Source organism: Bradyrhizobium sp. F1.4.3, from assembly GCF_040548375.1.
In the GTDB taxonomy this organism is placed as follows: Bacteria; Pseudomonadota; Alphaproteobacteria; order Rhizobiales; family Xanthobacteraceae; genus Bradyrhizobium.
The window spans coordinates 997,395-1,023,571 of sequence record NZ_JBEPRN010000001.1; the positions used below are offsets into that span (position 1 = coordinate 997,395).

26 protein-coding genes and 1 pseudogene are annotated in these 26,177 nt (G+C 64.3%); 15 read left to right on the forward strand and 12 right to left on the reverse strand.

What is annotated here, in order from left to right:
* Positions 1-137: 137 nt before the first annotated feature.
* Genes cimA through cysS form a run of 3 tightly spaced genes read right to left on the reverse strand, consistent with a single transcriptional unit; the run spans position 138 to position 3,639 of the window.
* The gene (gene cimA, locus ABIB73_RS04905) at positions 138-1,736 is read right to left on the reverse strand and encodes a citramalate synthase (protein WP_354221922.1); all 1,599 of its coding nucleotides are present in this window, start codon (positions 1,734-1,736) and stop codon (positions 138-140) included.
* Positions 1,733-2,242, reverse strand: a complete 510-nt coding sequence (locus ABIB73_RS04910) for a GNAT family N-acetyltransferase (RefSeq protein WP_354221923.1) — start codon at positions 2,240-2,242, stop codon at positions 1,733-1,735. Before ABIB73_RS04910 ends, cimA begins: the two co-directional genes overlap by 4 nt.
* A complete protein-coding gene (gene cysS / locus ABIB73_RS04915; RefSeq protein WP_354221924.1) occupies positions 2,242-3,639 on the reverse strand; it encodes a cysteine--tRNA ligase in 1,398 nt (465 codons plus the stop codon). The genes ABIB73_RS04910 and cysS overlap by 1 nt, the downstream gene beginning before the upstream one ends.
* A gap of 450 nt (positions 3,640-4,089) precedes the next feature.
* Here cysS and ABIB73_RS04920 point away from each other — a divergent pair, with 450 nt between their 5' ends.
* Together ABIB73_RS04920 and ABIB73_RS04925 are read left to right on the forward strand one after the other, a co-directional pair.
* A complete protein-coding gene (locus ABIB73_RS04920; RefSeq protein WP_354221925.1) occupies positions 4,090-4,395 on the forward strand; it encodes a hypothetical protein in 306 nt (101 codons plus the stop codon).
* Positions 4,396-4,525: 130 nt separating this feature from the next.
* A complete protein-coding gene (locus ABIB73_RS04925) occupies positions 4,526-5,713 on the forward strand; it encodes a DUF2865 domain-containing protein (RefSeq protein WP_354221926.1) in 1,188 nt (395 codons plus the stop codon).
* A 1-nt stretch (position 5,714) separates the two neighbouring features.
* Here ABIB73_RS04925 and ABIB73_RS04930 read toward each other — a convergent pair whose 3' ends face one another.
* From ABIB73_RS04930 to ABIB73_RS04940, 3 genes are read right to left on the reverse strand one after another with little or no spacing between them, the layout of a single operon-like run.
* On the reverse strand, positions 5,715-7,472 hold the full coding sequence (locus ABIB73_RS04930; protein WP_354221927.1) for an NAD+ synthase: 1,758 nt from the start codon (positions 7,470-7,472) through the stop codon (positions 5,715-5,717).
* A 24-nt stretch (positions 7,473-7,496) separates the two neighbouring features.
* The gene (locus ABIB73_RS04935; RefSeq protein ID WP_354221928.1) at positions 7,497-7,850 is read right to left on the reverse strand and encodes a diacylglycerol kinase; all 354 of its coding nucleotides are present in this window, start codon (positions 7,848-7,850) and stop codon (positions 7,497-7,499) included.
* Between the two features lie 4 nt (positions 7,851-7,854).
* On the reverse strand, positions 7,855-9,243 hold the full coding sequence (locus ABIB73_RS04940) for a class II 3-deoxy-7-phosphoheptulonate synthase (RefSeq protein ID WP_354221929.1): 1,389 nt from the start codon (positions 9,241-9,243) through the stop codon (positions 7,855-7,857).
* Between the two features lie 180 nt (positions 9,244-9,423).
* Here ABIB73_RS04940 and ABIB73_RS04945 point away from each other — a divergent pair.
* Positions 9,424-9,696, forward strand: a pseudogene (locus ABIB73_RS04945) (alpha/beta hydrolase); the annotation flags it as partial.
* A gap of 51 nt (positions 9,697-9,747) precedes the next feature.
* On the opposite strand, the gene ABIB73_RS04950 reads toward ABIB73_RS04945, so the two are convergent.
* Positions 9,748-11,049 carry an ATP-binding protein gene (locus ABIB73_RS04950; RefSeq protein WP_354221930.1) on the reverse strand — a complete coding sequence of 434 codons (1,302 nt, stop codon included), beginning with the start codon at positions 11,047-11,049 and terminating at the stop codon, positions 9,748-9,750.
* Between the two features lie 8 nt (positions 11,050-11,057).
* Entirely contained in the window at positions 11,058-11,720 is a 663-nt protein-coding gene (locus ABIB73_RS04955) for a response regulator transcription factor (RefSeq protein ID WP_354221931.1), read from the reverse strand.
* 250 nt (positions 11,721-11,970) lie between these two features.
* On the opposite strand from ABIB73_RS04955, the gene ABIB73_RS04960 reads away from it, so the two are divergent.
* The 3 genes from ABIB73_RS04960 to ABIB73_RS04970 all read left to right on the forward strand — a co-directional run bounded on the left by ABIB73_RS04960 (position 11,971) and on the right by ABIB73_RS04970 (position 14,046).
* Positions 11,971-12,720, forward strand: a complete 750-nt coding sequence (locus tag ABIB73_RS04960; RefSeq protein WP_354221932.1) for a COG4705 family protein — start codon at positions 11,971-11,973, stop codon at positions 12,718-12,720.
* A 126-nt stretch (positions 12,721-12,846) separates the two neighbouring features.
* On the forward strand, positions 12,847-13,185 hold the full coding sequence (locus tag ABIB73_RS04965) for a hypothetical protein (RefSeq protein WP_354222565.1): 339 nt from the start codon (positions 12,847-12,849) through the stop codon (positions 13,183-13,185).
* A gap of 69 nt (positions 13,186-13,254) precedes the next feature.
* On the forward strand, positions 13,255-14,046 hold the full coding sequence (locus tag ABIB73_RS04970) for a COG4705 family protein (protein WP_354221933.1): 792 nt from the start codon (positions 13,255-13,257) through the stop codon (positions 14,044-14,046).
* A 5-nt stretch (positions 14,047-14,051) separates the two neighbouring features.
* Here the strand turns inward: ABIB73_RS04970 and ABIB73_RS04975 are convergent, their stop codons facing one another.
* Complete coding sequence (locus ABIB73_RS04975) at positions 14,052-14,315, reverse strand: hypothetical protein (RefSeq protein ID WP_354221934.1); 264 nt, start codon at positions 14,313-14,315, stop codon at positions 14,052-14,054.
* Positions 14,316-14,506: 191 nt separating this feature from the next.
* The gene (locus ABIB73_RS04980) at positions 14,507-15,991 is read right to left on the reverse strand and encodes an aldehyde dehydrogenase family protein (RefSeq protein ID WP_354222567.1); all 1,485 of its coding nucleotides are present in this window, start codon (positions 15,989-15,991) and stop codon (positions 14,507-14,509) included.
* Positions 15,992-16,106: 115 nt separating this feature from the next.
* Here ABIB73_RS04980 and ABIB73_RS04985 point away from each other — a divergent pair, with 115 nt between their 5' ends.
* A complete protein-coding gene (locus ABIB73_RS04985; protein ID WP_354221935.1) occupies positions 16,107-17,189 on the forward strand; it encodes a substrate-binding domain-containing protein in 1,083 nt (360 codons plus the stop codon).
* 197 nt (positions 17,190-17,386) lie between these two features.
* Here the strand turns inward: ABIB73_RS04985 and ABIB73_RS04990 are convergent, their stop codons facing one another.
* Positions 17,387-18,166 carry a LuxR C-terminal-related transcriptional regulator gene (locus ABIB73_RS04990; RefSeq protein WP_354221936.1) on the reverse strand — a complete coding sequence of 260 codons (780 nt, stop codon included), beginning with the start codon at positions 18,164-18,166 and terminating at the stop codon, positions 17,387-17,389.
* 419 nt (positions 18,167-18,585) lie between these two features.
* Between ABIB73_RS04990 and ABIB73_RS04995 the strand changes: the two genes are divergently transcribed.
* The 6 genes from ABIB73_RS04995 to ABIB73_RS05020 all read left to right on the forward strand — a co-directional run bounded on the left by ABIB73_RS04995 (position 18,586) and on the right by ABIB73_RS05020 (position 23,574).
* Positions 18,586-19,818, forward strand: a complete 1,233-nt coding sequence (locus ABIB73_RS04995; RefSeq protein ID WP_354221937.1) for an acyl-CoA dehydrogenase family protein — start codon at positions 18,586-18,588, stop codon at positions 19,816-19,818.
* A 28-nt stretch (positions 19,819-19,846) separates the two neighbouring features.
* Positions 19,847-20,395 carry an NAD(P)H-dependent oxidoreductase gene (locus tag ABIB73_RS05000; protein ID WP_354221938.1) on the forward strand — a complete coding sequence of 183 codons (549 nt, stop codon included), beginning with the start codon at positions 19,847-19,849 and terminating at the stop codon, positions 20,393-20,395.
* A gap of 48 nt (positions 20,396-20,443) precedes the next feature.
* Entirely contained in the window at positions 20,444-21,244 is an 801-nt protein-coding gene (locus ABIB73_RS05005; protein WP_354221939.1) for an alpha/beta fold hydrolase, read from the forward strand.
* 24 nt (positions 21,245-21,268) lie between these two features.
* Entirely contained in the window at positions 21,269-21,712 is a 444-nt protein-coding gene (locus ABIB73_RS05010; protein WP_354221940.1) for a cupin domain-containing protein, read from the forward strand.
* A 42-nt stretch (positions 21,713-21,754) separates the two neighbouring features.
* Positions 21,755-23,041 carry an MFS transporter gene (locus ABIB73_RS05015; RefSeq protein WP_354221941.1) on the forward strand — a complete coding sequence of 429 codons (1,287 nt, stop codon included), beginning with the start codon at positions 21,755-21,757 and terminating at the stop codon, positions 23,039-23,041.
* 158 nt (positions 23,042-23,199) lie between these two features.
* On the forward strand, positions 23,200-23,574 hold the full coding sequence (locus ABIB73_RS05020) for a winged helix-turn-helix domain-containing protein (protein WP_354221942.1): 375 nt from the start codon (positions 23,200-23,202) through the stop codon (positions 23,572-23,574).
* A gap of 6 nt (positions 23,575-23,580) precedes the next feature.
* On the opposite strand, the gene ABIB73_RS05025 is transcribed toward ABIB73_RS05020, so the two are convergent.
* Entirely contained in the window at positions 23,581-23,958 is a 378-nt protein-coding gene (locus ABIB73_RS05025) for a hypothetical protein (RefSeq protein WP_354221943.1), read from the reverse strand.
* A 177-nt stretch (positions 23,959-24,135) separates the two neighbouring features.
* Here ABIB73_RS05025 and ABIB73_RS05030 point away from each other — a divergent pair, with 177 nt between their 5' ends.
* Together ABIB73_RS05030 and ABIB73_RS05035 are read left to right on the forward strand one after the other, a co-directional pair.
* Positions 24,136-25,545 (forward strand): aldehyde dehydrogenase family protein, encoded by a 1,410-nt coding sequence (locus tag ABIB73_RS05030; RefSeq protein WP_354221944.1) that lies wholly within the window; start codon positions 24,136-24,138, stop codon positions 25,543-25,545.
* Positions 25,546-25,614: 69 nt separating this feature from the next.
* Complete coding sequence (locus ABIB73_RS05035; protein WP_354221945.1) at positions 25,615-26,175, forward strand: DUF2478 domain-containing protein; 561 nt, start codon at positions 25,615-25,617, stop codon at positions 26,173-26,175.
* Positions 26,176-26,177: the final 2 nt, after the last annotated feature.

Below are 26,177 nucleotides of genomic sequence, written 5' to 3' on the forward strand. Positions count from 1 at the left end.
GGTCGTGCTCCCCTCTCCTCCTCGTCATTGCGAGCGAAGCGAAGCAATCCAGACTGTATCTGCATCTGCGGAGACAGTCTGGATTGCTTCGTCGCTTCGCTCCTCGCAATGACGGCGTTTGTGGCGACGCCGTCGTCCTACGCCGGTGCGCCCGATTTCACGAGCTTGTAGATCACCGAATCCATCAACGCCTGGAACGAGGCGTCGATGATATTCGGGGAGACGCCGACCGTGGTCCAGACATCGCCATTCTCGTCCTCGCTCTCGATCAGGACGCGCGTGACCGCGCCGGTGCCGCCATTGAGGATGCGGACGCGGTAGTCGATCAGCTTCAGGCCCTCGATGTATTTCTGGTATTTGCCGAGGTCTTTGCGCAGCGCGACGTCGAGCGCGTTGACGGGGCCATTGCCTTCGGCCGCCGAGATCAAATGCTCGCCGGCAACGTCGACCTTGACCACGGCCAAGGCGACGGTGACGCGCTCGCCATGCGAATTGTAGCGCTGCTCGACATTAACGTCGAACTGCTCGACCTCGAAATAATGCGGCACCTTGCCGAGCGTGCGCCGCGCCAGCAGATCGAACGAGGCGTTGGCGGATTCATAGGCGTAGCCCGCCGCCTCGCGCTCCTTCAGCTCCTCGACCAGCCGCGTCAGCTTCGGATCGCTCTTCTCATAAGCGATGCCGGCGCGGTCGAGCTCGGCGATGACGTTGGAGCGGCCGGCCTGGTCGGACACCAGCACCTTGCGGTGATTGCCGACCAGCTCCGGCAACACGTGCTCATAGGTCTGCGGATCCTTCATCACCGCGGAAGCGTGAATGCCGGTCTTGGTGACGAAGGCGCTCTCGCCGACATAGGCGGCGTGCCGGTTCGGCACGCGGTTGAGCATGTCGTCGAGGGTGCGCGAGACCTTGACCAGGGTCGCCAGCTTCTCGGGCGTGACGCTGATCTCGAAGGCGTCGGCAAACTCCTGCTTCAGCTTCAGGGTCGGGATCAGCGAGCAGAGATTGGCATTGCCGCAGCGCTCGCCGAGGCCGTTCAGCGTGCCCTGGATCTGCCTAGCGCCGGCGCGCACCGCGGCGAGCGAATTCGCCACCGCCTGCTCGGTGTCGTTATGGGCGTGGATGCCGAGATGATCGCCCGGGATGTGCTTCGTGACCTCAGTGACGATCGTCTCGATCTCGTTCGGCATGGTGCCGCCATTGGTGTCGCACAGCACGACCCAGCGCGCGCCGGCCTCATAGGCGGCCTTGGCGCAGGCGAGCGCGAAGCTCGAATCCTCCTTGTAGCCGTCGAAGAAGTGCTCGCAGTCGAGCATCACCTCGCGGCCAGCGGCCTTTGCGGCACTGACGCTGTCACGGATCGAGGCAAGATTCTCTTCCTTCGTCGTCTCCAGCGCGACGCGCACCTGATAGGCCGAGGACTTTGCCACGAAGCAGATCGCATCGGCTTTCGCTTCCAGAAGACCGGCGACACCGGGATCATTGGAGACCGAGCGCCCTGCCCGCCGCGTCATGCCGAAGGCGGTGAAGCGCGCATGGGAGAACTTCGGCTTGGCGCCGAAAAATTCCGTATCGGTCGGATTGGCGCCGGGATAGCCGCCCTCGACATAGTCGATGCCGAGTTCGTCCAGCATCGCGGCGATGATCTGCTTGTCGGCCAGCGTGAAATCGACGCCATTGGTCTGCGCACCGTCACGCAGAGTGGTGTCGAACAGATACAGACGCTCCTTGCTCATTGCAGTGCTCCCGACGCGGGGCCGGTGCCGAGCGTCTTCTGCATGGTGGTGTTGGCGAGCCACTCGTCGTTGACGGTGATGCTGTTGCGCTGCATGGCGACATAGCCGCGCTTGGCGAAAAAACCTTGCGCCGTATCGCTGGCATCAACCGTCAGCTTTTCCGCACCACGACTACTGGCGAGCCTTTCCAGCGCATCGACCAGCATGGTCGCAATGCCCTGCTCGGCCACGGCTGGATGCACATAGAGCATGCGGATGTGATCAGCGCCACGCAGCGAGGCGAAACCCACGGGCGAGCCCTCAAGCGTGGCGATCAGCGTCAGGTCGGCCGCGAGCCGCTTGCCGAACTCTTCGGTTTCGGCTGCAGCCATCCAGGCTTGCTGCTGCGCCTCGCTGTAGTCACCACCGGTCAGCTCCTCGATGCTGGCGGTGAAGATCGCGGCGAGGATCGGAACGTCGGCCGGCAAGAACGGCCGCAGCGCTGGTTTTGGGTGCGCCTGTGCCATCACGCGAGCTCCCAGGTCGTCACCGGCTTGCCGTCGGCGTCCTTGCCGTCTTTCAGCACCACACCTTTGGCGACGAGTTCATCACGGATACGATCGGACTCCTTGAAGTCCTTTCGCGCACGCGCGGCGGCGCGATCCGCGATCAGGCGGTCGATCTCGCTTGCGTCGACACCGCTCGCCTGTCGCTTGCGGCCTTCCCATTGCGCAGCGCTCTCGGAGAGGAAGCCGAGCAGACGCAGCGACGCCGCCAGGCTACCGGAGTCGGAACTGTTGCGCAGGCCGTGCAGCGCTGCGATCGTCAGCGGCGTGTTGAGGTCGTCAAGCAGCGGCTCGACCACGGACGCGGCCGGCTTGCCGGGCTCCACGTTGGCGGCGACGCGATACCAGTCGTCGAGCGTCCTGGCGCTCTCCTCCAGCGACTTCATGGTCCAGTCGATCGGCGAACGGTAATGCGTCTTCAACATGTTCAGGCGCAGCACTTCGCCCGGCCAGTCCGCGAGCAATTCGTGGATTGTGGTGAAGTTGCCGAGCGACTTCGACATCTTCTCGCTCTCGACCTGGAGGAATCCGTTGTGCATCCAGTAGTTCGCCATGCGCTCCCGATGAAAGGCGCAGCAGGTCTGCGCCACTTCGTTCTCGTGATGCGGAAACACGAGATCGATGCCGCCGCCATGGATGTCGAAATATTCGCCGAGATGCTTCCAGGCCATGGCCGAGCACTCGATGTGCCAGCCCGGACGCCCCTGCGCGGCGATGCCGGCCGGCGACGGCCATGACGGCTCACCGGGCTTCGACGGCTTCCACAGCACGAAGTCGGTCGCATCGCGCTTGTAGGGCGCGACGTCGACGCGGGCACCTGCGATCATCTCGTCCAGCGAGCGCTTCGACAGCGCGCCATAGCGCGGCAGCGACGAGTTGGCCGCGTTCATCGCTTGCGGCGAAAACAGCACGTGGTCCTCGGCGACATAGGCAAAGCCGCCGGCGACCAGCTTTTCGATGATCTCGCGCATCTCTGCGATATGCTCGGTCGCACGCGGCTCGACGCTCGGCCGGAGCGCGCCCAGCGCGTCGACGTCGGCATGAAACTGCTTGCCGGTCTGCTCGGTGACCTTGCGGATCGCCTCGTTCAGCGGCAGGCCAGGGAAATCACGCGCGGCGCGGTCGTTGATCTTGTCGTCGACGTCGGTGATGTTGCGGACATATTTGACGTGCGCCTCGCCATAGAGATGGCGCAGCAGCCGAAACAGCACGTCGAACACGATCACCGGCCGCGCATTGCCGATATGGGCGAAGTCATAGACGGTCGGTCCGCAGACATACATGCGGACATCGTTCGCATCGAGCGGCACGAACGGCCGCTTCTCCTTCGTCAGCGTATCGTAAAGACGCAATTCCATATGACACCCGTCGTAGTGCCGAATGCGATTTGAAGTTCCGGCAGAGATAGCAGCAAGCTCGACCAGGAACTTCAAATCGCAAGCGGCACAAAACCTTTATTTCTTCGCAACGGTTCGGTTCTCGCATTCGCAACCCCATTCGCCGCGACGACATGCGAATGCGAGAACCGGACCGTTGCGCGGCCGGGCGTCCAGTACTCTCAATGGTTTTGAGAAAAGACGGCTCCAGCCAGCGAATCGCTAGCTCGTAATCTCGCGGCAAATGGCGCAAATGGCGAGGAGACCGTTCATGCGGCGACATATGGGCCACGAAGGGCCCTTGCGTCAAGAGAGCCGCGAAGATGCCGTTTTATCTCCGCAAAGCGGCCCGCCCTGCCATGATGGTTCGTTATCCTTAACCTTTTGAGTTTATTCGGGAGCTGGCGGTTCCCCTAAGCTCCCAGGTGCACCATGCGATCCCTGCTCGCGCTCGCCTCCTGTGCCTTCATTGTCTCGGCATCCAGCGCTTTCGCCGAGAGCCGCGTCTTCATCATCGCCAATCAGGCCGATGGCTACGGCGTCGACCAGTGCCTGGCCAAGGGCGAGACATGCGGCGCGCAGGTCGCGCGCACCTACTGCCAGTCACGGGACTTTGCGCAGGCCTCGGCCTACCGCCGGGTCGATCCCGACGAAATTACCGGCTCTGTCCCCAAATCCGGCGCAAACTGCTCCCATGGCCATTGCGACGAATATGTCGCAATCACCTGCCAGCGCTGAATTCGCTCGGAACTGGCGGACCTTAGGACCAATCTTCGGCCCCTGAAACGACGTGACGATGCCGCAGGAAGCGGCTATGGGAGGGCGCGCTTCGGCCCCCCAAATCATGCTGGGCCGTGACCTCGCTAGAATGGCGGATATGCCTGAATTTTTGTCTCTGTCCCGTCCCCGCTCCCTCCTTGCCTGTGCGGTGCTCCTAAGCACGGTCATGCTCGCCAGCGATGCTCTCGCGCAAGCCGGCCCCCCCGGACCGCCGCCTCCGCCAGCCCAAGGCGGCCTCGGGCCGAACCCGATGTGCGCACGGCTGGAAGGACAACTTTCCGCGCTCGACCGTGGTGGGAGCAGCGATCCGACCAAGGACGACCAGATCCGCCGCTACCAGGATTCGCAGACCCGCCAGCAGGCCGAACTCGACCGCGTCACCATGCAGGCCAAGCGCATGGGCTGCGATTCCTCCGGCTTCTTCTCGCTGTTCAACGGCCAGTCGGCGCAATGCGGTCCGGTCAACACCCAGATCCAGCAGATGCGCGCCAATCTGGACCAGATCACCGGCAATCTCGAGCGCTTGCGTGGCGGCGGCTCCAGCCCCGAGCGCGACAGCCAGCGCCGCTCGGTGCTGATTGCGCTCGCGCAGAACAATTGCGGCCCGCAATACGCCAATGCCGCGCAGTCGCAGGGCGGCAACTTCCTGAGCAACCTGTTTGGCGGCGGCAACAACGCCAACAATCCGCCGGGCGCACCGCCGTCCGATCTCGGCCCGCAATCCGGCACCTACCGCACGGTGTGCGTGCGCACCTGCGACGGCGCCTATTTCCCGATCTCGTTTGCGACCGTGCCGGCGCGTTTCCCCGACGACGAGAAGACCTGCAAGGCGTTGTGCCCTGCGGCCGAAGCCGTGCTCTACGCCCATCGCAATCCCGGCGAGGACATGAGTTCCGCGGTCTCCATCAGCGGCCAGCCCTACACGGCGCTGCCGACCGCCTTCAAATTCCGCAGCGAGTTCAACCCGTCCTGCTCCTGCAAGGCCGCCGGCCAGAGCTGGGCCGACGCGCTGAAATCGGTCGACGACAAGGCCGCGGCCGAGCAGCAGGGTGACATCATCGTCACCGAGGAGAGCGCCAAGAAGATGCAGCAGCGGCAGCTCACCAAGGGCGCGCCGGCCGCGACTGCCAAGAAGGGCGCAACTCCCGCGCCGACGACCGCCAATGCTCCAGCGGCGACGCCGCCTGCGGATGCCAGCGCCACGACCACCTCGGAGAACAAGCCGATCCGCTCAGTGGGTCCGAGCTTCCTGCCGCAGCAGCAGCAACAGAAGTAGCTTAACCCTCGAACGCGTCGATCGAAGCGCGGCTGCCGCGCGAGACCAGCGTCTCGTCGGGCGCGGACAGCGGCTCGCCGCTGTCGCGAAAACGGTTGGTGATGGGATAGCGGCGATCGCGGCCAAAATTCTTGCGCGTCACCTTCACGCCGGGGGCAGCCTGGCGGCGCTTGTATTCGGCGACGTTGAGCAGGTGGTCGATGCGGGTCACCGTTTCGCGGTCGAAGCCGGCGGCGACGATCTTATCGAGCGGCTCCTCGCGCTCGATCAGACGCTCGAGGATCGCATCAAGCACTTCATAGGGCGGCAATGAATCCTGATCGGTCTGGTTCTCGCGCAGTTCGGCCGTCGGCGGGCGCGTGATGATGTCGGGCGGGATGACCTCGCCCGCAGGCCCGAGCGCACCTTCGGGCTTCCACGCATTGCGCAGCGCCGCCAGACGGAACAGCTGCGTCTTGTAGATGTCCTTGATCGGGTTGAAGCCGCCGTTCATGTCGCCATAGAGCGTGGCGTAGCCGACCGACATTTCCGACTTGTTGCCGGTGGTCACCACCATCAGCCCGGTCTTGTTGGAGATCGCCATCAAGAGCGTGCCGCGGGTGCGGGCCTGGAGGTTTTCCTCGGTGATATCAGACGGCAGATTCTTGAAGATGCCGGAAAGGATCGTCTCGAAACCGTTCACCGCCTCGGCGATCGGCAGCACCTCGTATCGTAGGCCGAGGTGGCCTGCGAGCTCGCCGGCGTCGGCGATCGAGCTCGGCGCGGTGTAGCGATAAGGCAGCATCACGCCATGCACCTGGTCGGCGCCGAGCGCATCGACAGCGATCGCCGCACAGAGCGCAGAATCGATGCCGCCGGAGATGCCGAGCAGCACGCCGGGAAAGCCGTTCTTCGTGACGTAGTCGCGCAGGCCGAGCACGCAGGCGGCGTAATCGGCGTAGTCACCCTCGGGCTGCTCGGCGATCGGACCGGCGCAGCGCCAATCCTCGCCATTTCTGGTGAAGCGCAGCGTCGTGACGCTCTCCTCGAACGCCGGCAGTTGCGCGGCCAGCGAGAGATCGCCGTTGAGCGCGAAGGAGGCGCCGTCGAACACCAATTCGTCCTGGCCGCAGACCTGGTTGAGATAGACCAGCGGCAAACCGCTCTCGGTGACCCGCGCCACGGCCACCGACAAGCGCACGTCGTTCTTGTCGCGGGCATAGGGCGAGCCGTTCGGCACCAGAATGATCTCGGCACCGGTCTCGGCCAGCGTCTCGACCACGTTCTCGTAGTCCTCGGACTCCTCCAGCCAGATGTCCTCGCAGATCGGCACGCCGATGCGCACGCCACGCACGGTCACCGGCCCCGCGGCAGGCCCGCGCGAAAACAGCCGCTTCTCGTCGAACACGCCGTAATTCGGCAGATTGCATTTGAAGCGCAGGGCCGCGATACGGCCGCCGTCGAGCAGCGCGCAGGCATTGTAGAGCCTGTTATCCTCGACCCAGGGCGTACCGACCAGCATCGCCGGCCCTCCATCGGCGGTCTCGCGGGCCAGGTTTTCGATGGCGGCGCGACAGGCGGCCTGAAAGGAAGGCTTCTGCACGAGGTCTTCTGGCGGATAGCCGGCGATGAACAATTCCGGAAACAGCACGAGATCGGCGCCGTCGGTGATAGCTTGCACGCGCGCGGCCCGCGCCTTCGCGGCATTGCCCGCGATGTCGCCCATGATCGGATTGAGCTGGGCGAGCGTGACCGCAAATGCGTTGAGACGTTCGATCATGGCCGCCGCGCTCCGATCATCGGGCTAGAGGAGCCCCAACCGCTCGACGATGGCAAGGATCCAGAATGCCCCGGCCATCAACAGCGCGACGCCGACCGCGGCCGAACCCATGTCCTTGACCCGGCCGATCTGCTTGTCGTGATCCATGGTCAGGCGATCGGCGAGCTTCTCGATCGCCGTGTTGAGCAGCTCGACCACCAGCACGAAGGCGACCGCGCAAACCAGTTCGACCGCACGCGTCGCGGTCGAGCCGACGAACCAGGCGAGCGGCAGCGACAAGATCAGCGCGAAAATCTCTTCGCGGACGGCCTGCTCCGAACGGAACGCAAAGGCCAGACCGTTGCGGGAATTGATCGTGGCCTTCCAGATTCGCAGCAAGATCTTAGAGCCCCGCTGCGGCCGGCATCGGCCTGACCTTGCCGGCGCGTTCCTGCTTCAACAGCTCCGCGACCAGAAAGGCCATGTCGATGGATTGCTCTGCGTTGAGGCGGGGATCGCAGACCGTGTGGTAACGGTCGTTGAGATCCTCGTCGGTGATGGCGCGGGCGCCGCCGATACACTCGGTGACGTCCTGGCCGGTCATCTCCAGATGCACGCCGCCGGCATGGGTTCCTTCCGCGGCGTGGATCGTGAAGAACGACTTCACCTCCGACAGGACGCGGTCGAAGGGCCGCGTCTTGTAGCCTGAGGTGGAGGTGATGGTGTTGCCGTGCATGGGATCGCACGACCAGACCACCACCCTGCCCTCGCGCTTCACCGCGCGGATCAGGTTCGGCAGGTGGTCGGCGACCTTGTCGGAGCCAAAACGGTTGATCAGGGTCAGCCGGCCCGGCTCATTGTCGGGGTTAAGCACGTCGATCAGCTTCAGCAGCTCGTCCGGCTTCAGCGACGGGCCGCACTTCAACCCGATCGGGTTCTTGATGCCGCGGAAATATTCGACATGGCCGTGATCGAGCTGGCGGGTACGGTCGCCGATCCAGATCATGTGGCCCGACGTCGCGTACCAGTCGCCGGTGGTGGAATCGACGCGGGTCATCGCCTGCTCGTAGCCGAGCAGGAGCGCCTCGTGGCTGGTGTAGAAATCGGTGGCGCGCAGCTCGGGATGGGCTTCGAGATCAAGGCCGCAGGCGCGCATGAAATTCAGCGCGTCCGAGATGCGGTCGGCCAATTCCTTGTAGCGGCGGGACTGCGGCGAGTCCTTCAGGAAGCCGAGCATCCATTGATGCACGCTGCCGAGATTGGCGTAGCCGCCGGTGGCGAAGGCGCGAAGCAGGTTCAGCGTCGCGGCCGACTGGCGATAGGCCATCAGCTGGCGCTGCGGATCCGGCACGCGCGCTTCCTTGGTGAAGGCGATGTCGTTGACGATGTCGCCGCGATAGCTCGGCAGCTCGACGCCGTTGAGCTTTTCGGTCGGCGATGACCGCGGCTTGGCGAACTGGCCGGCGACGCGACCGACCTTCACGACGGGGACGGCGCCGGCATAGGTCAGCACCACCGCCATCTGGAGCAACACGCGGAAGAAATCGCGGATGTTGTTGGCGCCGTGCTCGGCAAAGCTTTCGGCGCAGTCGCCGCCCTGGAGCAGGAAGGCGTCGCCGGCCGCAACGCGGGCCAGCGCCTTCTTCAAGTTGCGCGCCTCGCCCGCGAACACCAGCGGCGGAAAGGTCGCAAGCTGCGCCTCGACGTCGGCCAGGGCCTTGGCGTCGGGATAATCGGGCACCTGTAGCACCGGCTTGCTGCGCCAGGACTCGGGCGTCCACCGCTCGGACATCGCAATCTCTCCGTGAAGCGAAAAGTACAACCTGATCTGTGGGTTGCGAGGGCCGCCTTATACACAGGCTCGTCCCCGGCCGCCAGTTGTAAATCCGTTTCGCACTGCAAACCCTTGTGGGGAAAGCCGAATTCGCATTTGCTGGGGAATTGAGGAAACCCGGCTAGGACACCGGCTGCCGTGGACGCCGCAAGCGACGACGTTTTCATCGACGAGATCAGCTTCCCGGCGACCGACGGGTATGCGCTGACCGGCACCCTGTTCCTGCCGCGCGCCACCAAGCGCCACGCCGTGCTGCTCAACTCCGCCACCGCCGTCCCGCGAAAAATCTATCGCGGCTTTGCCTCCTACCTCGCCCATCGCGGCTGCGCGGTCATGACCTACGACTATCGCGGCATCGGCGATTCCCGGCAGCCGGCCATGGTCGGTCACAACCAGCCGAAATCGCTGGTGCGCAATTGCGCACTGGGCCGGGACGACGTTGGAGGACGTTGGTGCGCTCTCTCAGCTGTTCTCCGCGAGTGGCAGTTTGACGACGACCCGCAATCCAGTTCGACCGGACTCGGTGATGTTCGCGGCTTCGATCGTCCCACCAAGCCGATCGACGATCCGCTTGACGATCGAGAGGCCGAGACCGACCCCATCGCCTTCCGGACGTTGACCACGGAAGAACGGCTCAAAAATCCGACCGATCTCTTCGGGGGAAACACCGGGACCAGTGTCCTCGATCTGGAGCACGGCCGTCGCGCCGTCCTGGTAAATCGTCACATCGATCCTGCCGCCCTCCGGCGTGAACCGGAGCGCGTTATCGATGAGATTACGGATAACCGCGGCGAGCATGACAGGCTCGCCGTGCACTGGAACAGGCTCGGCTCGTTCGAAGCCAAGATCGACGCCGCGGCTGATCGCCTCCCGCAAGAGATCGGCGATAACCCCTCTCGCCATGCGATCGAGCTCCACGACCTCCCATTGCGCGCGATCGGGGGGCGCAGCGTCGTGCCGCGCCAACGCGAGCAACTGCTCCAGAAGGTGCTTGCTGCGACGCATGCCCTGCCGAAGCAGCGCAAGGCGCTCGCGTGCCGCCGGCGGCAGTTCGACCTGATCGAGATTCTCAGCCTGCAGGCTCAATGCCGTAAGCGGCGTTCGCAATTCGTGCGCCGCATCCGCTATAAACCTTCGTTGTAGCTCCATCATCTCGTGCATACGCCGCAACAGACCGTTGATCGAGGACACGAACGGATTCAGTTCACTCGGGAGGTCGCGGAGCGGGAGGGTCGTCACGTCGTCCGCGCGCCGGACGTCAAGCTCGTCCGCCAGCCGGACCATCGGTCGAAGCGATCGCGCAATCACAAAGGCGATCACCAGCATCAGGCAAGGGATCAGCGCGGCGATCGGAAGCACAGTGCGAAGCGCCATGTCGCCTGCGATCTCGTCCCTGACCCCCGTGCTTTGCGCCACCGCAAACCGGCTGCCGTCGGACCGCGTCCTCAGCACCACCCGGACCGGCTTTCCCTTTCGCGTCGCGTCGCGCATCCCATCCTGAAGCCGCCACAGCCGGCGCTCCTCGGGAGTGCCTTGCGGCGTCTTGCCCAATTCCATCAGCCAGACTTCGGAGTCCTCATCGACGCCGTGGAGGTCCTGAGCTCCCGTCAAACCACCGCTCTGAACGAGGCCAGCGATCTGGATCAGCACGGAGTCCTGCGTCTCGATGGCTTCGTCGAAGGCCCACCGATGCGCAAAGACGCCTCCCACGAGCCCGGTCAACAGCACGATCGTCGTCAGGCTTATGAACAGCCGGCCGCGCAACGACTTGATCACGGCGCGCGATCCACCATCCATCCCATCCCGCGCACGTTACGGATCGCCTCCGTGCCGAGCTTCTTTCGGATGGTGTGGATTAGGAATTCGACCGCGTTGCTTTCGACCTCCTCGTTCCAGCCGTAAAGCTGCCGCTCGAGCTCGCTCCGCGACAGGATGGTGCCGGGCCGTATCAGCAAGGCCTGGAGCAGCGCGAACTCGCGCGCGGTCAGGACGGCCGTTTGGCCACACAGCGAGGCCTCGCGCGTCGCCGGATCGAGGATGAGCTTGCCGTTGCCAAGCACAGCGGGCGCGCCACTGCCTTCACGGCGAAGCACCGCCCGCATGCGCGCGAGCAGTTCTCGGATCTCGAACGGCTTGACCAGATAGTCGTCTGCGCCGAGATCGAGGCCTTCGATCCTGTGATCGACGCCGTCCCGCGCGGTGACAATAATGACGGGGCACTTGCAGCCATTTGTGCGCAATTGCCTCAGGACATCGCGGCCGTCCGCGTTCGGCAGGCCGAGATCGAGCAGCAGCACCTCATAGGCCTCGCTCGCGGCCGCAAGCAGCGCGGTCTCGCCGTCCCTCACCCAATCGACGGCGTAGGCGGCATCCTTCAGCGCCTGCTCGACGGCGGCTCCGACCATCTTGTCGTCTTCGATCAGCAGAACCCGCAAGACTCAATCCTCAAAACCGCCGGGCCATCCGGCCGTCAAAATCATGACTACTCCGACTTAGCGCCGAGTTAGGGAGCCTCAGCGGGCCCAAATTGCGGCGAAGGCCACGCTCTTTCGAAAATTCTCATCCCTAAGCCGGGCCTAAGTCGCCTGCGCGACGGTCCGGCATCGCTTCGATCGGACATCGGCTTTGGGAGATTTGGGCGTGTCGCAATATTCAGGCCTTGATTCAGGCCTTGGCGCAAGACGGATGCTGAACAAGGTTCCGGAGGTCACCGCGATCTTCTGGGGCATCAAGATTCTCTCGACCACGGTCGGCGAGACCGGCGCTGACTATCTCGCGGTGCATGTCGGCCTCGGCGCCAGCCTGACCGCGATCTGCATGTCCGGCCTGCTGGCTGCCGCGCTTGTCCTGCAACTGAGCCGCCGCGCCTACGTGCCCTGGATTTACTGGCTCACCGTCGTCCTCGTCAGCATCGTCGGCACGCAGCTCACGGATCTGTTGACCGACAAGCTCGAGATCAGCCTCTATGTCAGCACCGCCGCATTCGCCTGCGCACTCGCGGCGACCTTCGCGGTCTGGTACGGCGTCGAGCGCACGCTGTCGATCCACACCATCGTCACGACGCGGCGCGAGCTGTTCTACTGGACCGCGATCCTTTTCACTTTCGCGCTCGGCACCGCCGCCGGCGATCTCGCGACCGAAGCGCTCGGCCTCGGTTTCCAGCTCGGCGTCGTCGCCTTTGCATTGCTGATCGCCGCGGCGGCGTTTGCCTTCTACATCGGCGCCAACCCCGTCCTCACCTTCTGGCTCGCCTACATCCTCACCCGCCCGCTCGGCGCCTCGCTCGGCGATCTGCTGTCGCAGTCGCGCGAGTATGGCGGCCTGGGCCTCGGCACGATCCAGACCAGCATCGCCTTCCTGACCGTGATCGTCGGCCTCGTCGCCTGGGTAACGTTCGAGGGCGACGGCGCGCGCCGGGCCGATCCGGCGCAATAGCTTCGATCGCAGAGTCTTCACCGCTCCCTGCATGGACGCAGGAGCGACAACAGGAGAAACCACATGATGAAACTCATTCCCGCTGTCGCCGTTTGTCTGGTGACAACCTTTACCGGCGAGCCGCGAATGCATGCGAGCCAACACTTCACGTTTGTGCCGCTCGCGGAAGCCGCGACCGCCAAGCTCGGTGACCTCACACCGTTCCGGAGCATCGTGGTCGATGTCGCCGCGCTGATCGACAAGGGCGACCTCGCGGGCGCCAAGACCCGGATCAAGGACCTCGAGACCAAATGGGACGAGGCCGAAGCGGGATTGAAGCCGCGCGCGGCCGCCGACTGGCACACCGTCGACAAGGCAATCGATCGCGCACTGGAGGCGCTGCGCGCGGGCACGCCGGACGCCGCGAAATGCAAGCAGGCCGTCATCGATCTGCTCTCGGTCATGGATGGAGTCGGCAAAGCCTGACCCTTTCCGCGCGCCGTCATCCCGTCAGCCGCGGACCGCAGTCGCGGCTGACGCAGCAAAGAGGACACTATGGACGATCACACCAAGAGCAGCATCATCAGCGAAAGCAAGGTCCCCGAGGTTACGCTCGGCTTCTGGATCATCAAGATCGCCGCAACGACACTGGGCGAGACTGGCGGCGACACCGTTACGATGACGCTGAACTGGGGTTACCTCGCAGGGACATGCCTGTTCCTGGCGGCCATGATCGTCCTGGTCGCGGCACAAATCCGCGCGCGAAAATTCCATCCAGCCCTATACTGGGCCACCATCGTGGCATCGACCACCTTCGGTACGACGATGGCCGACTTCGCCGACCGCTCGCTCGGCATTGGCTATACTGGCGGTTCGACGCTGCTGTTGACCTGCCTAGTGCTGGTGCTCGGTCTCTGGTATCGCGCCGAGGGAACGATTTCGGTCAACAGCGTCAGCACGCCGCGTGTCGAGGTGTTCTATTGGGGCGCGATCACCTTTTCGCAGACGCTGGGCACCGCGCTTGGCGACTGGATCGCCGACACCGGCGACATGGGCTATCGCGGCGGCGCGCTGATATTTGCGGCGGGACTTGCCGTCATCGCAGCGCTGTATTTCTGGACACGTGTCTCGCGGGTCACGCTGTTCTGGGCAGCCTTTATCCTGACGCGACCACTCGGTGCGACCGTCGGCGATTTCCTCGACAAGCCGCTCGACCACGGCGGCCTCGCCTTGAGCCGGCCGCTGGCCTCCGCCGTGATCGCGGCATTCATGGTGGCCTGCCTGTTGCTGCTCCCGCAGCGTGCGGGACAGCACCCCGGCGAGACGCAGGCGCTTGAAGAGGCCTGAGAAGGTTAGCGAATGATCGTCGTCAGAGACGAGTAACGCTTGTTCGGCTTGGCTTCGGCCGGCGAAAATTGCCCGAAGGCGTCGCTGACGCGCACCGCCGGCGGCGTGTCGCCTGCGAAGCGAAATTCCTTCGGCCGCGGCTTGTAGAAGTCGCTGGTGTAGTAGGCGTCGTCAAAGCGCGCCTCGCCGACGCCGAACACTGCGTCGCAGACGAACAGGAGCGCGTAGACTCCCGCGATCGCAGCGACGATCTCCTTGAGAACTGACATGTTGATGCCCCAGCCTTTTGTCGGGAAGCATGCACGTTGGTTCCAAAACCCAGGTTTAAGGCGGCGCGGTTCTTGTCCGCAGGGTTTTCCGCTGTTGAGCGGATTGCAGACAATTTTATCGATCTCGAAAACGGAGCCCGCCTGACCGGGTGGACCAGGCGGGCTCCAGGGCTGGCCGGCTCGGGAGGTTGTCAGACGGCCAGGTTCATCCACACCGCTTTGGGTTCGGTGAAATTGTCGATCGCGGCGGTGCCGTGCTCGCGGCCGAGGCCGGAGTCGCGCTCACCGCCCCAGGGCAGGCGCACGTCGGTATAGCCATAGGTGTTCATCCAGACCGTGCCCGCGCGCGCCCGCTTGGCGAAGCGCTGCAGCTTGCCGATGTCGCGGCTCCAGACGCCGGCGGCGAGGCTGTAGGCGGTGCCGTTGGCGATCCGCAGCGCATCGGCCTCGTCCTTGAACTTGATGACGCTGACGACGGGACCAAAGATCTCCTCCTGCGAGATCCGCATCTCGTGCGCGACATTCGCGAACACCGCGGGGCTGATGAAGTAGCCGCGCTCGCCGACCCGCTCACCGCCGGTAACGAGGGTCGCGCCCTCCTTCTGGCCAATGTCGACATAGTCGAGGATCGACTTCATCTGCTTCTCGGAGATGACGGGGCCGAGCGCGGTCCTGCGATCGAGCGGATCGCCCATCTTTATTGATTTGGCACGCGCCGCGAGCCGCTCGACGACTTCGTCATAGGCCTTCTCCTGCACCAGCACGCGCGAACCGGCCGAGCACACCTGGCCGGCATTGAAGAAGATGCCGGAGGCGGCCGCCTTCGATGCCGCTTCGAGGTCCGCGTCGTCGAAGATCACGTTGGCCGACTTGCCGCCGAGCTCGAGCGAGACGCGCTTGAAATTGCTGGCTGCCCCCTTCATGATTCCGCGCCCTACGCCGGGCGAACCAGTGAAGGTCACCTTGTCGACATCGGGATGATTGACCAGCGCGTCGCCGACGACGCGGCCCGGCCCCGTCACGACGTTGAAGACGCCTGCCGGCAGGCCGGCTTCAAGTGCCAGCTCGGCGATGCGCAGTGCCGACAGCGAGGTCAGCTCGGCTGGCTTCATCACGATCGTACAGCCGCAGGCCAGCGCCGGCGCGAGCTTCCACATCCCGATCATCAGCGGGAAATTCCAGGGCACGATCGCCGCGACCACGCCAACGGGCTCGCGCACGGTGTAGGTCAACGCGTCGTCACGCACCGGCACGACATCGCCGCTGATCTTGTCGGCCCAGCCGGCGTAGTAGATCAGGGTGTCGACGGCAGCCGGAAAGTCCTGGCGCATCGTCGCGGAAATCGGTTTGCCAGCGTCGATCGACTCGATCTCGATGATTTCTTCCGCATGCGCCTTGAGCAAGTCCGCCCAACGCAACAGGATCAGACCGCGCTCGGAGGCGCGCATCGTGCGCCACGGGCCTTCGAATGCCCGACGCGCGGCCGCCACCGCATGCTCGACATCGGCCTCGTTGCCCTCGGCGACGGTGGCGATGACCTGCCCGGTCGCGGGATTGAGGGATTTAAAAGTGCGGCCGGAGCTCGCGGGGACGCGGCGGCCGTCGATGAGCAGATGCTGCGGCCGGGCCATGAACTCGCTCGCCGGCGAATGCGCAAAATCATATGCAACTGACATCATATTTCCTCCTGTTCTGGTATACCAGATTAGGACGGCATTTGCCGTAGTAAATATGATATGGTGTGCCTATGAACGTCCCACTATATGAATTACGCTTCATAAAGGCTGCTTCATGCTGCAGATCGAGATCGAGGCTGTTTGGCGGTTTCGCCGGGAGGGCAGTCCCCGCACGGCCGTGGTCATGCTCGGCATCCTCAATGAAATCCGGAAGACCGGAAAAATCTCCAGCGCGGCCAGCGATGCGCATCTGTCCTACCGGCATGTCTGGAATCTGATCGAGCAATGGTCGGAATTCTTCGGAACCCCGCTGGTCGAAACCCAGCGCGGCAAGGGCACCAAGCTCACCGCGTTCGGCGAACGGCTGGTGTGGGCCGGCGAGCGCATGCAGGCGCGGCTCGGCCCGCAACTCGAAAACCTGGCGCAGGAGCTCGCAAGCGAGATCAAGCCGTTCCTCGAACAGCGGCCCTCGGTGATCCGCGTCCATGCCAGCCACGGTTTTGCGGTGGCCAAGCTGCGCGAATTCCTCGACCGCGAGCCCGGCATCGGCGTCGACCTACGCTATGTCAGCAACCAGAATTCGCTGGTCTCGCTTGCCCAGGGCGCCTGCGACCTCTCCGGCCTGCATCTGCCACACGGCGCGCTGCGGGCGCAGGGCATCAAGGCGGCGCGCGAATGGCTCGACCCGCGCGAGGACCGCATCGTCAGTTTCGTCACGCGCGAGATGGGATTGATGGTCGCGCGCGGCAATCCGCTGCGCATTGGTTCGCTCAACGAGCTCACCGGGCCAAAAGTCCGCTTCGTCAACCGCGACCATGATTCCGGCACGCGCCTGCTGTTCGACCAGCTCCTCGCCGCGCACGGCATCGACGAGAGCCGCATCAACGGCGCGCAGCAGATCGAATTCACCCACGCCGCAGTCGCGGCCTATGTCGCGAGCGGCATGGCGGATGCGAGTTTTGGTGTCGAGGCGGCCGCAGGACATTTTGGCCTCGATTTCATCCGGATCCTGACCGAGGATTATTTCTTCGTCTGCAAGCGCGCGTTCCTGGAGACCGGGCCGATGCAGCGCATCCTCGAGATCATGCGCAGCGCCGATTTTCGCGCGGCCGTTGCGACCCTGCGCGGCTACGTGCCTTCGGATACGGGCACCGTGACCGGCGTGAAGGCGTTTCTGGAGATGCACGCCGTCCGCTGATGCCGCATGCAGGGCATGCGCAGGGCATATCCACCAGCCGAACCGTCTGGACGAGGCGCGCAATTCGACCAACGTCGGCCGTTGCCGATAGTGCCTGCGCATCCCATCGCTTCGACGTTACCGAGATAGTCCTCGCAACATCGTACCACGTCGTCACTAACGAAACTCCAGGCCGAAAATGGAGCCGGCGCGGCGCCTTATTGCCGAACGCTCGGACTGAGCAGGCAGGCAGCGAGCTCGGTGCGATTGTGCACGCCAAAGCGGCGGCATAGGTTCGCGACGTGCTCCTTCACGGTCTGATCGGAAATCCCCATCTGGCGAGCGATTTCCTTGTTGGTCTGGCCACGGCAGACCCGGATGGCGACATCCGCCGACCGCGGCGGAAGTGAAGCCGAGCGCGTCACTGCCGGTTCAGGGACCCGGATGCCGGCATGATGGGCATCGATCTCGCCCGCGTTCGTCATGTTGGTCAAAGCGAGTGAGCCGGCCCGACACAGCATCTCCATGCGCTGCCGCGACCGCCCTGTGTAGGGCGCGTCCGTATCCGTCGTCGCCGTAAACAGCACGCCGACGATCTTCTGCCCGCACCACAACGGCCCGCCCATGTTGTATGCAAAACCCCACTCGTGCAGCATCTCGAAGGACGGACTGTGCCGCCACTGCTGCGGACCGATCACCGTTTCGCCGTCGACTGCGCGGCCCTGGGTCATGATGCAGTCGAGCACGGGATCGCGCTTCCAGAAGCCGGCCCTGTAATTGTCGAGCAGGCCTTCCGCGACGTGCCGGCTGTAGACCAGTTCCGGCTCAAGCCCGTCGAGCAAATAGAGGCCGACGGTCGGCGATCCCGTCAATTCCGTGATCGCCGAGCAGCAGGCGATGCCTAGCGCGCGCACCGAGCGGCTCTCGGCAATGGACATCAGCCGATCCGCGAGCTGGCGCTCGGGCAGACCATCCAAATGCTCCTGCTCGGCTCTCACCGCCACTCCTCGCGTGAACGCGCCAAGCCCTCGGGCACAGACGCGTCATTGCCGATTGTTATAGGCTTAAAATTTCTGCCTCGCCTGATCTTTGGTCAAGCGAAAAGAAGCGGCATTGCGCTGCTCTCCCGGCCCAGCTTTGCGGCAAGGCACCATGGCTAACACCCCCCATGATGGGGGATTGCCGGTTTAGCCGCCTCATCTCTAGCATCTTGGCCATCGGGATCGCGCAGCGACATCGCGCGGTTCCGACGGGGACATTTCGACACCAACGCGAGCCGTTCGTCGCGCGCGCCAACCGGCATTGGCGCGTGTAGGCGGAGTCTTGCCCGCGACCGGAATCTGTTCCGTGCGATCCAGATCTTCGCGTCCAGTAGTGCTGCGCGAAGAACCAACAACCCGACGTGGAGACACCGACCATGAGTCCTTCCGTGCAACTCGCCGTAAAACCTACCGCGACCCCGACGGTGGCCGAGTTTCATGCGCGCCTCGACGCACTGCTGCCGCTGGTCGAATCCAGGGCTGCCGAGGCCGAGGTGCAGGGCTATCTGACTGACGACGTGGTGGCGGCGCTGCGCAAGGCCGGCATCTACACCATGCTGTTCCCGAAGGAGGTCGGCGGCGCCGAGCTTCTGCCCTACGACGCGATGACCGTGATCGAGCGTCTCGCGTACGCGCACGCCTCCGCCGGCTGGTGCGTCATCGGCAACAACATGGAAGGCACGACGCTAGCGATCTACATTGAGGATGAGGGCATCAAGAAAGTCTTCGCCGGCGGACCTGATATCACCATCGCCGGCAACGGTGTGCCGCGCGGCTTCGCCCGCCCAGTCGATGGCGGGTACATGATTCGCGGCAACTGGGCCTATGGCAGCGGCATCCAGCATGCCGAGTGGGTCCATTCAGGCTGCTTCGTCACCGACGCATCCGGCAAGGACATGGTGTTCGGCCCAAACGGCCAGCCCAAGATCGTCGTCACCCACCATCCGCGCGCGACCATCAAGTTGATGGGCAATTGGGATGTCCTCGGCCTTCGCGCCACCGGAAGCTTCGACTACACCTTGAGCGAGGGCGACGAGTTGTTCGTGCCCACGCACATGACCTACGACTTTGACATTGGCGCGCCGCGCCGCGGTGGCGTGCAGGGTGCGCTGGGACTGGCGGGTTACAGTGCCTGGGCGCACTCCGCCTGGGCCGTCGGTGTCGGCCGCCGCATGCTCGACGAACTCGTCAAGGTGATCGTCCAACGCCAGGATCCATTCGGCAAGTCGCGCGACAGCGCGAGCTTCAAGTTCCAGTTCGCGCAGGCCGAAGCGCGTTTCCGCGCGGCGCGGGCGCTGGTCCATGAAACCTGGACGGACGTCTCGGAAACTTGCGCCAGCGGTGAAAGCCCGTCGCTTGAACAGATGACCATGATCAAGCTATCGCTGCGCCACATCCACGACGTCCTGTCCGACGTCGCTACCTTCGCGCATCGCGCCGCCCGCGGCGCCTCGCTACACAACACGCCGATGCAGCGGTTCTATCGCGACATCCATTCGGGCACGCAGCACATCCTGATGGCCGACCAGATCGTCGAAGAATGCGGCCGTGCGCTCCTCGGCCTTCCTGGCCCTGACGCGCAATGGACAGTCTTCGGAGTGACGGGCTGAGCAAGCAATCAGGCACGAGGGCGTCGAGGTGAGGACATCCCGCATCGTTGGCTTCTGCGGCAATAGTTGGCGCCCGGCGAAGTCGCGCGTGCTGGTGGAAGCCGTTGCCACCGATCTTCAGACGCAGCATGGACTGAAGACCGCCGTCCTCGATCTTGTCGATGCCGGTTGCGGCATCGCCGCCTTCACCCGGACTGCGCTCGATGACAACGCGCGCGCTGTCGTCGAAGCCATCGAACAGGCCGACGGCCTCGTGATCGGGTGCCCGGTGTTCCAGGGCTCCTATCCTGGACTGTTCAAGCACGTGTTCGACTTGATCGAACCCAGCATACTGCGCAACCGTCCGGTGCTGCTTACCGCGGTCGGCGGCGGCCTGCGCCACTCGCTGGTGGTCGAGCACCAGCTTCGCCCGCTGTTCGGCTTCTTCGAGGCCTGCACCGTTTCGACGGCGATCTACGCCAGCAGCGGCGAGGTCGTACCGGGCGAGCCGCTCGCACCAATGACCGCCGCGCGGCTCGCCAACGCCGTCGAGCAATTCGCTTCACTTCTCAGCGGTCGTCAGGCGGACGCCGCATGACTCGCCGCCAATGCCGGGCTCTGCTGCCTTCAACCGGAGACTTCGACCATGCTTGACGCCGTCCGACCCTCGCCTGACCTCACCGGCTTCGCCCGCGCGGAATATGCCATCAACGGCGTGCGCACCGTCGTCCACAGCATCGGAAGCGGCCCGGCGCTGGTGTTCCTGCACGGCACCGGCACCTTCACCGGCTTCGAGATGGCGCGCGACTGGGCGAAGCGGCACACCGTCATCATCCCCTATCACGCGGGCTTTGGCGATTCCGGCGATGCTGAGGCGATCGACACGGTCGAGGATCACGTCCTTCACTACATGGATCTGTTCGACAAGCTTGGCCTGGAGCAGTTCGACCTCACCGGCTTTTCGCTCGGCGGATGGCTTGCCGCGGAGTTCGCGATCCGTCAGCCGCAGCGCGTGCGCAAGCTGGTGCTGGTTGCGCCCGCCGGACTCGTGGTCGCGAGCGCGCCGGCTCCGGGATTGTTCGAGATCGCACCGCAAGAACTGCCCGCCTATCTCGCCCACGATCCGGCCGTGGCACTCCGGTACTTTCCAAAGGCGCCCGACCCGGCCTTCGACGCACGCCTCGGGCGCGAGGTCACGGGCTTTGCCAAGCTGATCCGCAGCGAACCGCAGGGCAATCCCAAGCTCGCGCACTGGCTGCATCGGATCGCGATGCCGACGCTGGTGCTGTGGGGCGCCGCGGATCGCCTGCGCCCGATCGCCCAAGCAGAGGCCTGGAAAGCGGGCATCCCCGACGCGCGCGTGACGCTGGTGCCGGCGACGGGCCATCTCGTGTTCGAGGAGACGCCCTCTTCCGCACACTACGTCACCGACTTTCTCGCCGATTGACTGCACACAACAGAGGACACCACCATGATCGAGATGCCTCCGGGCGTGACCCCTGCCAAGGAAGGTTTTGGCAACATCGTCTGGAACATTCTGGGCCAGACCTACACGTTGAAGCAGCATTCCGAGGCATCCATGGCCTGGCATGCCGTGTTTCCGGATGGCACCTTCGTGCCGCCGCACGTGCATCCGACCCAGGACGAGTTTGTGTACGTCCTGAGTGGCAGCTACGACCTTTGGCTCGACGGCAAGGACTTCGTCGCCAGGACCGGCGACCTCGTCCGCATGCCCAGGGGCATCCCGCATGGCATCTTCAATAAGTCGGGCGAGACCGCGACCAGCCTGTTCTGGGTAGCGCCGACGCGCTCGCTGAAAGAACTGTTCGAACGCATCCACAACTTGCCCGATCCGCAAGAAGTCGTGCGCCGCGCCGCCGAGCACGAAGTCAACTTCCTGCCGCCGCCGGCCTGACGCCGCAAAGACTTCATCGACACGCCAATCGCGAGGACCGTGATGACCATGCCAATCACCAATTGGACAACAATATCCGGAACCGACCGCCAGCGGATTGCGCGCTGGCAGAGGGGAATGCTGGCACTCGCCATCCTCTGCGAGATATTCCTCGCCGCCGACTGGTATGCCTTCGCTGCCGTACTGCCCTTCGTCTCCGAGAGCCTCAAGCTCAATCCCGCCGAGGCGGGGCTGGCCCAAGGCATCTTCGCACTGACCTACGGCATTGGCATGGTGGTCTGGTCGCCGGTCAGCCGGTCGATGACGGCACGTAATATGCTGCTGATCGGGCTTGCGGGCACCGGCATCGGCATGGTGCTACAGGTGTTCGTGCAGAGCTATACGCAACTCGTGATGCTCCGGCTCGCGATCGGATTCTTCGACGCCGCCATCTTCATCGGTAACATGAAGCTGATCTTTGGCTGGTTCCCGCAGAGCCGTCGCGGCTCGGTGGTGGGTATCATCCTCGCCGCCTACAGCCTCGCCATCACCATGGATTTCGCGCTCGGCATTCCACTGACGATTGCGACGGGATGGCGGACCTTCTTCGCGGTGCTGGCGATCGGCACCCTCATCGTCGCCGCGACCGATGCGCTTGTCGTCCGCAACAGCCCACGCGAGCTCGGTATCGCCAATTTCAGCTGGGAGAATGAGACAGCGCAGGAGCACCTGCCCCTGGGGGAGATCTTCCGCTCGAAATGGATCGCAGTTGGCGGCTTCGGCATCGTGGCCTGCACCTTCGCAATCGCCGGCACCGCCACCTGGGTGGTGCCGGCCTTCATCACCGTACAGCACATGCCGCCGCAGGCCGGCGCTGTCATCGGCACCGTCATGGGGCTGTCGCAGGTACTGTTCCTGGTGATTGGCGGCTACATGTCCGATCGGCTCGGCAAGCCCTTTATGATCAAGCTCACCGCGTGTCTCGCTTTCCTGACCGCGCTAATGTTCCTGTGGAGCGTGGTCACGCCGATGCCGTTCTCGATGCTGGTGCTGTTTGCAGCACTCAGCGGCATCGCGCTGCTTGGCGGCGGTGCGATCTTCGCGCTGCTCAGCGAAAAATACTCCGACGCGCTCGCACCGGCCGCGATCGGATACGCCGAGGTGTTTGGCATCTTCTCGGCCTTCGTGGCGCCATGGATGATGGGCGCCATCATCAACGCCTCGGCCGGCTCGTTCACCGGCGCTTTCATCGCTTTCGTGGTGGTCGAGCTCATCATCGTCGGCCTCTTGATGATCCTCGCCCGCGAGGATGTCAGTCAGGGCGCGGTGGTCGGGAGCCCCGCGGAATAAGGTGCAACGATCAAGGGCGCGGGCTGAAGCCCGTGCTCCGCGGGCTTCGACCAAGGTCTATCTCTTGGGAAATCCGGCGCCCTCACCTTGTCCGCAGTGGGCAAGAGTGGCAATCTCGTAGAGGAGTGGCCCAAGAGGTTGGCCGAAGAGACCCCATCATGTCGCGCGCGAGCGCCAAATCGCTTCCCCAATTGAGCGTTCGGATCGACCTCGACAGCGAGGACCGGATCGGGCCCGGCAAGATCGAGCTTTTGGAGCAGATCCGGGACCAGGGCTCGATCTCGGCCGCCGGCCGCGCCATGGACATGTCCTACAAGCGAGCCTGGGATCTCGTCGACGAGATCAACCGCATCTGCGGACATTCCGCGGTCGAGCCTCAGGCCGGCGGCAAGAACGGCGGCGGCGCGATGCTCACGCCGTTCGGCGAGGGCTTGGTCGCACGCTATCGCAAGATCGAGCGCGACGCCGCGCGCGCGGTGCGCAAGGAGTTGGAGGCGCTCCAGACCGACATCGGCCGTTCGCGCAAATCCTGACCGCCGCTAGTTCGGCCGCACCGTCACTTCAGGCATCGGCTGGGTCAGGGCCTCACCCAACAAGCTCTGCTCGGCCTTCGGGATCGAGAAACGGACCTTGAAGCCGTCCTCGGTCTCCAGCGTGATGATGCGCTGGGACGTGTCGGTCGACTGCTCCAGCACCCAGGACGCCAGCGGATAGGCGTAGCGCAGGCTCTGATCGCCGTAACGAGCCTTCAGCGCCGCCTCGAGCAATCCCGGAAGCGTCATGATCAGGGCGCCGACCTGGTTGAGCGAGACGCTGACGGCGGCGGGATTGCCCGCGACGTCCTCGAAGCCCAGCGAGATCGCACCGCCGTCGGCCGCCACCTCGCAATTCGTGAGCAATCTGACCTTGATTTCCATTTCGAACCCCGGAACGCAATTCCGCTATATTCATAAGAATATATCGATATGCCCGCCAGCGTCCAGCCCGCCCTGTCTGGAATACTTTAGATGCCATGGTCGGCCCGGCGGGAACGTGATATACAGCAAGATATAACGAGGCCCGAACGGCCCGTTCTTCAAGGGAGTGCAAAGCCAATGAGTGACTACAATCTTCTCATCGACGGCAAGATGGTGCCCGGCGACCAGACCATGCCGGTTCTCAATCCCGCGACCGAAGAGGTGCTGGCGCAGTGCCCGCGCGCCTCGAAGTCGCAGCTCGATGCAGCCGTCGCCGCGGCGAAAGCCGCCTTCCCGGCCTGGGCCGCGACCCCGATGGAGGAACGCCGCAAGCTCGTGAACAAGATGGCCGATGTGATCGAGGCCAATTCGGGCGAGCTCGCCCACATCCTCACCAGCGAGCAAGGCAAGCCGCTTGGCGATGCCACCGGCGAAGTCCTCGGCATGGCCGCGTTCTTCCGCTACCTCAGCTCGCTCGAACTGCCGATGAAGGTGATCGAAAATTCCGGCGACCGCAAGGTGGAAGCCTACCGCCGCCCGCTAGGCGTCGTCGGCGCCATCATTCCCTGGAACTATCCGCTGCTGATCCTCAGCTTCAAGCTGCCGTCGGCACTGCTCGCCGGCAACACGCTGGTGGTGAAGCCCGCGCCGACCACGCCGCTTGCGACCTTGCGCTTCGCCGAGCTGATCAAGGACATCCTGCCGAAGGGCGTCCTCAATTTCATCACCGACGCCAACGATCTCGGCGGCGAGATGACCAAGCATCCTGATATCCGCAAGATCTCCTTCACCGGCTCGTCCGCCACGGGACAGAAGGTGATGGCGAGCGCGGCGCAGACGCTCAAGCGCATCACGCTCGAGCTCGGCGGCAACGACGCCGGCATCGTGCTCGACGACGTCGACCCGAAGAAGGTCGCGCCCGGCATCTTCGAGGGCGCTTTCCAGAACTCCGGCCAGGTCTGCCTCGCTATCAAGCGGCTCTATGTGCACGAATCCGTCTATGACGAGCTCTGCAACGAGCTGGTCGCGATCGCCAAGAGCACGGTGGTCGACGACGGCGCCAAGCAGGGCACCAAGCTCGGGCCGCTGCAGAACAAGATGCAGTACGAAAAGGTCAAGGCGTTCCTCGAGGACGCCCGCAAGAACGGCAAGGTGGTCGCCGGCGGTTCGGCGATGGATCGGCCCGGCTACTTCATCGAGCCGACCATCGTACGCGACATCCAGGAAGGCTCGAAGCTGGTCGACGAGGAGCAGTTCGGCCCCGTGCTGCCGCTGATCAAATATTCCGACAAGAATGACGCGATCCGCCGCGCCAATGCCACCACCTACGGCCTCGGCGCGTCGGTGTGGTCGTCCGACATCAAGCGCGCCCACGAGGTCGCCACCCAGCTCGAGTCCGGCACGGTCTGGATCAACAAGCATCTCGACATGGCCCCGCACATCCCGTTCGGCGGCGCCAAGCAATCGGGCATCGGTACCGAATTCGCCGAGGAAGGTCTCGCTGAATTCACCCAGCTCCAGATCATCAATGGGCCGCCGGCGGCCTGATCCAAAAAATCGGGGCCGCGGCGAAAGCGCCGCGGCCCCGATCTCTTTGCAGTGAAACGGAGGCGGACCATGTTCGATGCGCAATGCGACCTTGCCGCCCTCGTCTACGAGCCGCATCAGGATCCCGACGCTGTCCTGCGCAGCTTTGCCTCGGACGTGAATGCGCGCGGCTATCGCGTGGTCGGCATGGTGCAGGCCGGCCAATGCGCGGACTCCAGCCTGTCGGCGGTGCTGCTTCACAGCGGCGAGAAGCTTTTGCTGGCGCAGGATTTCGATCCGGCCGCGCAGGGCTGCCGGCTTGATCTTGCAAGGCTGCAAAATGCCGGCGAACGCATCGCGGACGCGCTGATGCACGGCGCCGATCTCGTCATCATCAACCGCTTCGGCAAACGCGAACGCGACGGCAATGGGCTGGCCTACCTGATCGAGCGTGCGCTCGATGCCGACATTCCCGTGGTGATCGCGGTCGGCAAGAACCACTTCGCCGACTGGATCAAATTCGCCGGCGGCATGAGCGTCAAGCTCCGCTGCGACCGCGATGCGCTGGACATTTGGTGGCAACGCGTCTCCGCAGGCGAGCCGCAGCCTGCCGTCGGAGCGCATCAGACGGTTTGCGAAGTCCTCAAATAAGC